This is a genomic window from Bacillus cereus group sp. BfR-BA-01408 (assembly GCF_022663305.1).
GTDB classification, from domain to species: Bacteria; Bacillota; Bacilli; order Bacillales; family Bacillaceae_G; genus Bacillus_A; species Bacillus_A pacificus.
In genome coordinates, this window is the sequence record NZ_JAKUFF010000052.1 from 24,306 (window position 1) to 34,089 (window position 9,784).

Consider the following 9,784-nt stretch of genomic DNA (forward strand, 5'->3'; position numbering starts at 1 on the left):
CTAGTTTTCTTTCAAATCAACAAAAAATTGTCCATTTTGAAAGCTACAGTATAAAATTTTTGTTACATCGTTATAGCCTAAGTTTTTTAATTTTCCAACAAGCCACTCATCTGTATGTTCAATCATTTGCAAATGATTCGATTGAATTTCGCCATCGATAATAAGAGGAAGAGTAAACTGTAATACATCCTGCCCGCCTTTTTGTTTTTGAAAGACAGATAACTTCCCAGATGGTTCTAAAATAGCGTATTCTACATCCCGGATGTCTCCAACTCCTTGTTCCCTTAATTGCATCATTAAATCATCTATATTATAACGTTGCTTTCTCATCTTCTTTTCATCAATCTTTCCCGCATTTACAAGAATAGCCGGCTCACCTTCTATTAAATGCCGAAATCGTTGATACTTTAACGAAATAACTGACAAAATAATTTGTATACACATGAGAAAAGTCATCGGAACTAATTGGTGCCAAAGTGATTTATCGGTATTTTCAATTGCGACTACTGCCATTTCACCAAGCATAATGAATACGACTAAATCTAATACACTTAGCTCTCCAATTTCGCGTTTACCCATAAGACGAAAAATAATTAAGATGATGATATACAAAAGCATCGTCCGGCCAATGATTGATACCCATTCCATTTCTACATCTCCTTTTTACGTATAGACTCCCCTATAAAAAAGAAAATAGTCTAACTTAGGCAAAAGGAAAATATGCTTGTATTAAAAAGGGGGAATGTATAAATGGATGGAACGAAAAAATTATCAACTGCAATCGGCTTCGGTATCGTTATCCTATTAATTCTCGCAACAGTTACTAGCATGATTATGGCTCTTTTATTAAAATTTACAGATATGAATGAAGGAACATTAGCTGTTACTATTTTTATACTAGCACTTTTATCTATGCTTATATCCGGGTTTACTGCCGGCAAAAAAGCACAAGGGAAAGGTTGGCTAGTAGGCTTCACAACAGGACTTACATTCACTATACTTGTTTTTCTAGTTAACTATTTAGGTTTCTCTCAAACTTTATCGAACTCACAGTTACTTTACCAATTAGCATTAATGGGTGCGAGTACACTTGGTGGCATTTTCGGTGTAAATATGTCCAAACAAAATAACTAAAAAAAAGCCCTGCACATTTCATGCAGGGCCTTCCTCATTAGTTTTTCACAACTTCACGAATCGCATTACGATCGAAAGTTAAGTGTGAACCACCAGATTTAATAACGATTTTCGTCTCATCTACTGATTCGATTGTACCGTGTAAGCCACCGATTGTTACGATAGCATCACCTTTTTTTAACTCACTTTGCATTTGAGCAACTGCTTTTTGACGTTTTTGTTGCGGGCGAATTAATAAGAAATAGAAAATCGCAAACATCGCAACGATCATAACGATATTCATCATACCTGGATTCATCTTTTGTTCCTCCTTTTAAATTATGTATTAGAAGTTTTTAGCATTCGGTTTATTAAAGCCATACTGTTCAAAGAATTCTTCGCGGAAATCGCCAAGACGGTCTTCACGAATAGCTTGTCTCACCTGCTCCATTAAGTTTAACAGAAAATGAAGGTTGTGATAAGACGTTAAACGAATTCCGAACGTTTCATCACATTTCATTAAGTGACGAATGTACGCACGAGAGTAATTTTTACATGTATAGCAATCACAGTTTGGATCAAGCGGACCGAAGTCTCTTGCGAATTTCGCATTTTTGACAACTAGACGGCCTTCACTTGTCATACATGTACCATTTCGAGCGATACGAGTTGGAAGTACGCAGTCAAACATATCGATACCACGAATTGCACCATCGATTAATGAGTCAGGAGAACCTACTCCCATTAAGTAACGTGGCTTATTGTCTGGAAGAAGTGGTGTTGTAAACTCAAGTACACGGTTCATAATATCTTTCGGCTCACCTACAGATAAACCACCTACCGCGTAACCAGGGAAGTCCATTGAAACAAGGTCTTTTGCACTTTGACGGCGAAGCTCTTCGAACTCCCCACCCTGTACAATACCGAATAAACCTTGATCTTGTGGACGTTCATGCGCTTTTAAACAACGCTCTGCCCAGCGGCTTGTACGCTCTACAGACTTCTTCATATATTCAAAAGTAGCTGGGAATGGAGGACATTCATCAAATGCCATCATAATATCTGATCCTAATGCATTTTGAATTTCCATTGCTTTTTCTGGTGATAAAAATAATTTATCTCCATTTAAGTGATTACGGAAGTGAACGCCTTCCTCTTCAATACGACGGAAGTCACTTAAACTGAATACTTGGAAACCACCAGAGTCCGTTAAGATTGCACGATCCCAGTTCATAAATTTATGCAAACCGCCTGCTTCACGAATGATTTCGTGACCTGGACGTAACCATAAATGATACGTATTACTTAAAATAATGCCAGAATCCATTGCTTTTAATTCTTCTGGTGACATTGTCTTAACTGTTGCAAGTGTACCAACTGGCATAAATGTTGGTGTATCAAATGAACCGTGCGGCGTATGTACACGTCCTAAACGGGCACCTGTTTGTTTACAAGTTTTAATAAATTCATAACGAATTGCTGTCATAATTTACTCCTTTTATTTGTTTCCCATTTTAGCGTGAGAGGCAACGAACATTGCATCACCAAAGCTAAAGAAACGATATTTTTCTTTTACTGCTTCATTATAAGCATGAAGTACATTATCTCTGTTTGCAAATGCACTTACAAGCATAATTAATGTTGATTTCGGTAAATGGAAGTTTGTAATTAAACCATCAATTGCTTTAAATTCATAACCTGGGTACATGAAAATGTCTGTCCAACCAGAAGCAGCACAAAGCTTGCCGTCATGATCTGTCGCAATTGTTTCTAACGTACGAGTTGAAGTCGTACCTACCGTAATAATACGTCCACCATTCTCTTTTACACGGTTTAATAATGCCGCCGTCTCTTCAGACATATGGTAATATTCTGCGTGCATATGGTGTTCTTCAATCGTATCAGCAGAAACTGGTCTAAATGTTCCAAGCCCTACGTGAAGTGTAATGAAAGCTAACTCAACGCCTTTTTGTTTTAACTTCTCCAGTAACTCTTCTGTAAAGTGAAGTCCTGCTGTCGGCGCTGCTGCTGAACCGATTTCTTTCGCATATACTGTTTGATAGCGATCGCGATCTTCCAGCGTTTCCTTAATATATGGAGGAAGTGGCATTTCTCCAAGTTCATCTAAAATTTCATAGAAGATGCCGTCATATGAAAATTCAAGCTGACGTCCACCTTGATCTGCAGTTCCTGTGCAAGTTGCTTTTAATTTTCCTTCGCCAAAAGAGATAACAGTTCCTTCTTTTACACGTTTCGCTGGCTTAACAAGCGTCTCCCACTTATCACCTTCTTCTTGTTTTAAAAGAAGTACTTCAATGTGTGCGCCTGTATCTTCTTTCACACCGTGCAGACGAGCAGGCATTACTTTCGTTTCATTTAAAACTAAGCAATCCCCCTCATGTAAGTAAGAAAGAATGTCCGTAAAATGTTTATGCTCAATATCGCCTGTTTCACGGTCTAACACCATTAATCTTGATGTTTCACGCTCTTCTAATGGGACTTGTGCAATAAGTTCTTCTGGTAAATGAAAATCAAACAGATTAATATCCATAACTATATCCACCTATTTCTTATTTGAATCGATTTATTATATACATAATAAAAGATAATACAATACTTAACACAATACATGTAATGATAGGAAAATAAAAGGTAACGTTTCCTTTTTTCACAAAAATATCGCCTGGAAGTCTTCCAATGAACTTCCAAGCTAAGCCAACAACGATAAGTAAGATCCCTGCTGTAATAAGCAATTTTGGCATCTCCGTCATACTTTTGGCATCTCCATTCCGAAATGCTCATATGCAAGTGGCGTTACAATTCGACCCCTTGGCGTTCGTTGTAAAAAGCCAATTTGTAATAAATACGGCTCATACACATCTTCAATTGTATGAGATTCTTCTCCAATCGTTGCCGAAACCGTTTCTAATCCAACTGGACCACCACGGAACTTCTCAATAATACCAAGCAATAATTTATGGTCAATATGATCTAGACCTAATTTATCTACTTGCAGCAATTCTAATGCCATTTGTGTAATTTCCATCGTAACCGTTCCGTTACCACGAACTTGTGCAAAATCTCGTACACGTCGTAATAAACGATTCGCAATACGAGGTGTACCACGAGCACGTCTTGCAATTTCTAGTGCGGCTAACGAGTCAATTTCGACTTCGAATACTTCTGCTGTACGTTCAACAATCTCAGAAAGCTGATCTACTGTATAATACTCTAATCTTGAAAGCACACCGAAACGGTCACGAAGCGGCGCTGATAACGCACCTGCACGCGTCGTTGCTCCAACTAATGTAAATGGCGGTAAATCTAAACGTACAGACCGTGCTGAAGGTCCTTTTCCAATTACAATATCAAGGCAAAAATCTTCCATCGCAGGATATAGTACTTCTTCAATTGATCTATGCAAACGATGAATTTCATCAATAAATAATACATCCCCTGGTTGAAGCGATGTTAATACAGCTGCTAAATCACCTGGTCTTTCAATTGCCGGTCCTGAAGTTGTTCTAACATTTACGCCCATTTCATTGGCAATAATATTCGCAAGCGTCGTTTTACCAAGACCTGGTGGTCCATATAAAAGCACGTGATCTAACGTTTCTTCACGCATTTTCGCCGCTTCAATAAACACTTCTAAATTATGTTTCGCTTTATCTTGGCCAATATACTGACGGAGCGTCTGTGGCCGTAATGAATATTCTAAATCCGCATCTTCATATGCAGATTCCCCTGAAAGGAGACGTTCGTCCATTATACTCACCTCTTACCATTTAGTAAAAGACTAAGTGCCTTTTTAATATACTGATCCGTCGTCAATGATTCTTTTAATAACTCTGGTACAACGCGAGAAACTTCTCGTTCTGCGTATCCAAGTGCGCGCAGAGCTTCCAGCGCCTCATCAAGCTCAGCTGACGAACCTTTCTTCTCATCAAAACGTTCTTCGTCTGAGAATAAATCAACAAATGCATCTGGTACAACGTCTGCTAGTTTTCCTTTTAAATCTAAAATCATTTGGCGCGCTGTTTTCTTTCCTACGCCCGGGAACTTCACTAAAAACTTCTCGTCTTCATGTTCAATCGCTTGAACGACCTGTCCGGTTTGACCAGAAGCTAATATTGCAAGAGCGCCTTTTGGTCCAATACCAGACACACCTAACAACTTTGTAAATAATAAACGCTCTTCACGTGTTTTAAACCCGTAAAGCGCCATAATATCTTCTCTCACATAATGATATGTATAGACACGGATTTCTTGCTTACTTCTTTGAAATACATACGGATTCGGTGTGAAAATTTGATAACCAATTCCATTATGATCAATTACGACATATTCCGGTCCTACATACTCCACGTAACCTGTAACATATTCAAACAAAATACAATCTCTCCCTCTTAAATCATGTATTCCATTTTAACATATTTAATGATAGAAAAGCGAGACTGCCCCAACAAATGTTCTCTATTTGAAACTTCTGTTATTTTCCTACGAAAGCTTTCAATCCAATCGGAAAAGATATGCTAATTGATGAGATCGCAAAACAAATTTTAGATAAAAATAAATAAGAAAAAAGCAGCTCACCATGAGCTGCTTTCTTTCCTATTCTGTACTGCGTATTGCTTCATTTTTTCGATTGTCTTCACGAATCCTTCTTTTGACTTAATACGAATACCACGCTTCAACTTCGCCCGTTCATAACTCTCTAGCTTTTTCATATCAATTTGAAAAAAGGAATGAATCGCATTATCGCTTTTCGGTACACCTTTGAAAATTTGTAATATCCCTTCCTCTGACACTCCAAAATAACCGCTCGTTTTTAATAACGGAGAAATATCGTCAACTTTCTTTTGTAATACGATTTGTACATCATCACGATCAACGAGCTGCCATTCTTTATACTGCTGTAAAAACTTTTCTAAGTCTGCTACTTTTTCTGTAAAGATTTCCTCACTTACTTCTCCATCAACATACATTCGCTCTAATAAAATTGTAACTTGAGGGTCTTTCTCTGTTACTTCTGGTACTGGCCCTTCCGCCTTCGCATTCGTTCCATAAACGAAACAAAACATCATAACGAAAGCTTGCATCGTAATCAGTATCCATTTCATTTCCGTTCACCTCTTTTAGGCAAGATCATACTTTCATTAGTAGTTTTTCCGGAAATGGGGGTTTTATCCCTAATTCATAGATTACTCTCATTAAGACTTATAGAGTCCAATGATTTCTACCTATTTCGAAACATATTGATTACTTGAAAGCTTTTTTATATCTTTATTGGATTGTACCGTCGCTATATAGACTCCAATTAATACGATTGCCATTCCAACTATTTGTTGCCACGTAACAGCTGCTCCATATAGGACAACTGATATACAAGTAGCTACAATAGGAGTTAGATTTAAATACATACTCGCTTTGCTTGCACCTAACTCTTCTACTCCTTTATTAAACACGATATATCCAATTAACGTCCCGCATATGACCATATACAACATTTCTATCCACCCCTGTAAAGAAAACGTCCCAACCTTTCCCCATCCATCTTCATATAGAGAAAGGCCTGCTAAAAACACAGTACCCAATACCGTCATACTCATTGTAGTTAATAAAGGGGAGACACCACTCATAACTTTTTTTCCTGTTAAGCTATATAACACCCCACAGATTAAAGCAGCTATAAATAAAAGATCGCCCTTATTAAATGACAAAGACATAAGTGTATTCATTGAACCGCTCGTAATAACAACTATTACACCGATAAGAGACAACATTAAACTCATTCCGACTTTTATACTCCAAGACTCTTTAAAAAATAATATTGCTCCTAAGGTTACAAAAACGGGCATTGTAGCAATAATAAGCGAGCCATTCAAAGTGGAAGTATAGTTAAGTCCCATAAAGAAAAAAACATTGTAGCCAAAAATACCTGTTAATGATACAAATAACAGCCCTTTCCAATTCTTTAATAACAAACTTGTATTCCACTCAGATTTCATAAAAACTATGCCCATTAAAATACAACCCGCTAAACCAAAACGAATTGTTGCCGCTGTAATCGGTGGAATTTCAGTAATAACATGCTCTGCTGTTGCAAAAGAGCCACCCCAAAATAAAGGAACAAGTAACATAATGACATACATACGATTTATTTTTTTCATTTTTATTACCCCTTTCAAGTAAACAAGTTTAAAAGTTTAAACTTGTTTACTTGTTAGTTAAAAAAAATTAATAATTCGATTCTATTGCTTGAAGTAAATCCTTCACCTGTTTTAAAAATTCTCCGGCTATTATAGAATAAAAAATTTCTTTTCCATGTCGATCCGCTACAATTAGTTCTGCTTGCCTTAAAATTTTCAAATGATGCGAAACAGCTGGTCTAGAAATCCCCATTTTATCTGTTATTTGCGTTACATTCATCTGTTTGTTTTCTAATAACAGCATAATAATTTGTTGACGATTCTCATCTCCTAATGCCTGAAATATAGGTGTTACAACCTGAAATTTCTCTAATACAACTTCTGTATTTCTACATTCAAAATTCTCCATATCCTATTCATCCCAACCTTATATATATAAAAAACATGTAATATATTACCATTAAATAGTAACTCTTTCATTCGCAGTTGTAAATAACTTTATTTTCAGACTCTTTTTCGATAAAAAAAGGAAGATTGGATTCCTCCACTCTTCCCATTACATTCATATAAAATGAAAGACGCCTGCAAAACAGGCGTCTTGATGCGTTTACGGCGAGAGACCAGGCGACCACATTCGCGTGTTTAGCACTTAAGCATATCTCTCGTCTTACGTAAATTAGCTCATCGCTTTGCTAATATAACATTAATAAAGTATAAGTGCAACATGTTTATAAAAATATTTTATTTCCTCTTTCATCCAAACAAATTATATGTAAATTATAAATTGATAAATGCAATATATATGTTACAATTAATATAACAGCAAAATCATTATAAACAGGAGATGGATATTGTGAAAAAAATAAAAGATGAACGTCTCATTCTGCAAACATTAAAAAATATACGTATTGCCTTTCTTTTTCAATCACTTGGTATAATTGGAATTTTAGGCTATATCGGATTCACTGAAGGACTAGATCAAATGACGAAATCTCCATTATGGCTATTATTTATTCTTACGAGTATTGTGCTTAGTTATTTACAGTTAAGCATTTCAATCGATGTAGAAGAAAGCGAAAAGGACATACAATTAACTCCTTATTATAAACTTGTCTTTCGCTCCCTTATCGTTGGGATTGTTATGGCTATTATTTATATTATTTTCAGTCCAGAAAGACCTCTCTTTGAAGCTATTTTAACAGGCAGTATTCTCTTCATATGCTTTTTAGTATCTTACTCCGTTAGTTATTTTATAAAAAAGCGTCGTTTACAGGACAACGATGAATAAAGAGGAAGGGCTACCCTTCCTCTTTTATTTCGCTATCGTACTGTACCAGTTAAACCGTAACGAATGTCTCGGAACATATTTACTATGTCACGATTAAAGTCGTTTGTAACTGTACCGTTACGTAAGCGTGTACTCATTGCATCGACACGAGTAAACATGTCATTTCTTACAGAAACATATACGTTTCTGTTTCCAACTTCATTTGCAACAGCTTGACGAATTTCGTTCGCCATCGCCGTTTCATTTGTCACTGTATTACGTGGTTTTACTGCAATCGCTACATCGTTTCCATATACAACTGTAGACACGCGGTCCACGTTATTCATACGTTTCACACGATTCGTAATTCTTTCTGCAGTTTTACCATCATTGTTAATGTATGAATTGTTCATTGTAATATTACGTGTTGGATGCGGATTAGCAATTTGACCGTTGTAATTTACATCACGGTAATAGTTGTATCCTGTATCGTTACGACCATTTCTATATGTTACATAGTCTGTATAACGATCGTTACGCGTCACATTATCACGATACTGGTGAGTATCATTATAAGATGTACGCTCGTAATTGTAGTTACGTCCATCCATTGCATTGTTTTTTGGTGTACCACATGCAGCTAATGCACTAGTAACTAACAAAGAAGCAGCAATCACTTTTACTTTCGTATTCAATAGAAAAACCCCCTCTGTTAGAATGAGCTTCTCTTCTGAAAAGCTCCCTCTTATGATGAGTAACAGAGCAGGTTTTTACACTGTTAATATTTCACTGGGAATTTTCTAACATTTGATATAGCTCTTCCGTTTTCAGAACGACTTTACATACAAAAAAGGTGGGAATAATCCCACCTTTTTTAAACTTCTTCTTCATCCTCTTCTTCAACTGGCTCCCCAAATACATTTGGTGGATCTGGTTGATAATACATCGTTCCTGGCTGTGGTGCATATGCTGATTGAGTTGGTTGATAATATAAAGGATTCGCGTATTGCGGCCCTCCAGGTTGTGGACTATATAGCCTACTCTCTCCACCGCATCCACAATCTTCCTCTCCTTGCACAAGCGGCGGCATATTATTATCCATCGGCATCATATTTGGATTTGGCATAGACGTATACTGTGGTCCAAACGGCGCACCTTGCTGATACGGCATACCATAGTATGGATTTTGTTGTTGATAATACGGATTCGGCGGCATCACATTCGGTGGTTGATTATTATCCATGATCGGCAT

General features: G+C 36.8%; 13 protein-coding genes and 1 pseudogene. 2 read left to right on the plus strand and 12 right to left on the minus strand.

What is annotated here, in order from left to right; all coding sequences use genetic code 11:
* On the minus strand, window positions 1–648 hold the full coding sequence (locus tag MR083_RS18910; protein ID WP_074614887.1) for a DUF421 domain-containing protein: 648 nt from the start codon (window positions 646–648) through the stop codon (window positions 1–3).
* A 102-nt stretch (window positions 649–750) separates the two neighbouring features.
* Between MR083_RS18910 and MR083_RS18915 the strand changes: the two genes are divergently transcribed.
* On the plus strand, window positions 751–1,134 hold the full coding sequence (locus MR083_RS18915) for a TIGR04086 family membrane protein (RefSeq protein WP_014893502.1): 384 nt from the start codon (window positions 751–753) through the stop codon (window positions 1,132–1,134).
* Window positions 1,135–1,171: 37 nt separating this feature from the next.
* On the opposite strand, the gene yajC is transcribed toward MR083_RS18915, so the two are convergent.
* From yajC to MR083_RS18960, 9 genes are all read right to left on the minus strand, one after another.
* Complete coding sequence (gene yajC, locus MR083_RS18920) at window positions 1,172–1,432, minus strand: preprotein translocase subunit YajC (RefSeq protein ID WP_001068066.1); 261 nt, start codon at window positions 1,430–1,432, stop codon at window positions 1,172–1,174.
* A gap of 27 nt (window positions 1,433–1,459) precedes the next feature.
* Window positions 1,460–2,599, minus strand: a complete 1,140-nt coding sequence (gene tgt, locus MR083_RS18925) for a tRNA guanosine(34) transglycosylase Tgt (RefSeq protein ID WP_000125362.1) — start codon at window positions 2,597–2,599, stop codon at window positions 1,460–1,462.
* A gap of 12 nt (window positions 2,600–2,611) precedes the next feature.
* Window positions 2,612–3,664 carry a tRNA preQ1(34) S-adenosylmethionine ribosyltransferase-isomerase QueA gene (queA, locus tag MR083_RS18930; RefSeq protein ID WP_000354028.1) on the minus strand — a complete coding sequence of 351 codons (1,053 nt, stop codon included), beginning with the start codon at window positions 3,662–3,664 and terminating at the stop codon, window positions 2,612–2,614.
* Between the two features lie 19 nt (window positions 3,665–3,683).
* On the minus strand, window positions 3,684–3,884 hold the full coding sequence (locus MR083_RS18935; RefSeq protein WP_000138162.1) for a DUF2905 domain-containing protein: 201 nt from the start codon (window positions 3,882–3,884) through the stop codon (window positions 3,684–3,686).
* Window positions 3,881–4,882, minus strand: a complete 1,002-nt coding sequence (gene ruvB, locus MR083_RS18940) for a Holliday junction branch migration DNA helicase RuvB (RefSeq protein ID WP_000344461.1) — start codon at window positions 4,880–4,882, stop codon at window positions 3,881–3,883. The genes MR083_RS18935 and ruvB overlap by 4 nt, the downstream gene beginning before the upstream one ends.
* 5 nt (window positions 4,883–4,887) lie before the next feature.
* Window positions 4,888–5,505 (minus strand): Holliday junction DNA helicase RuvA, encoded by a 618-nt coding sequence (gene ruvA / locus MR083_RS18945; RefSeq protein ID WP_000464508.1) that lies wholly within the window; start codon window positions 5,503–5,505, stop codon window positions 4,888–4,890.
* Window positions 5,506–5,705: 200 nt separating this feature from the next.
* Window positions 5,706–6,236 carry a BofC C-terminal domain-containing protein gene (locus tag MR083_RS18950; protein WP_000871209.1) on the minus strand — a complete coding sequence of 177 codons (531 nt, stop codon included), beginning with the start codon at window positions 6,234–6,236 and terminating at the stop codon, window positions 5,706–5,708.
* A 120-nt stretch (window positions 6,237–6,356) separates the two neighbouring features.
* Window positions 6,357–7,286, minus strand: coding sequence for a DMT family transporter (locus MR083_RS18955; protein WP_000723578.1), 930 nt, complete (start codon window positions 7,284–7,286; stop codon window positions 6,357–6,359).
* 67 nt (window positions 7,287–7,353) lie between these two features.
* Window positions 7,354–7,674: an ArsR/SmtB family transcription factor gene (locus MR083_RS18960; protein ID WP_000426920.1), complete on the minus strand. Its 321-nt coding sequence runs from the start codon at window positions 7,672–7,674 to the stop codon at window positions 7,354–7,356.
* 444 nt (window positions 7,675–8,118) lie between these two features.
* On the opposite strand from MR083_RS18960, the gene MR083_RS18965 reads away from it, so the two are divergent.
* Window positions 8,119–8,553, plus strand: a complete 435-nt coding sequence (locus tag MR083_RS18965) for a branched-chain amino acid ABC transporter substrate-binding protein (protein ID WP_242269706.1) — start codon at window positions 8,119–8,121, stop codon at window positions 8,551–8,553.
* A gap of 32 nt (window positions 8,554–8,585) precedes the next feature.
* On the opposite strand, the gene MR083_RS18970 is transcribed toward MR083_RS18965, so the two are convergent.
* Both MR083_RS18970 and MR083_RS18975 read right to left on the minus strand, forming a co-directional pair.
* On the minus strand, window positions 8,586–9,227 hold the full coding sequence (locus MR083_RS18970; RefSeq protein WP_001093542.1) for a YhcN/YlaJ family sporulation lipoprotein: 642 nt from the start codon (window positions 9,225–9,227) through the stop codon (window positions 8,586–8,588).
* 179 nt (window positions 9,228–9,406) lie between these two features.
* Window positions 9,407–9,784 (minus strand): annotated as a pseudogene (locus MR083_RS18975) (peptigoglycan-binding protein LysM); the annotation flags it as partial.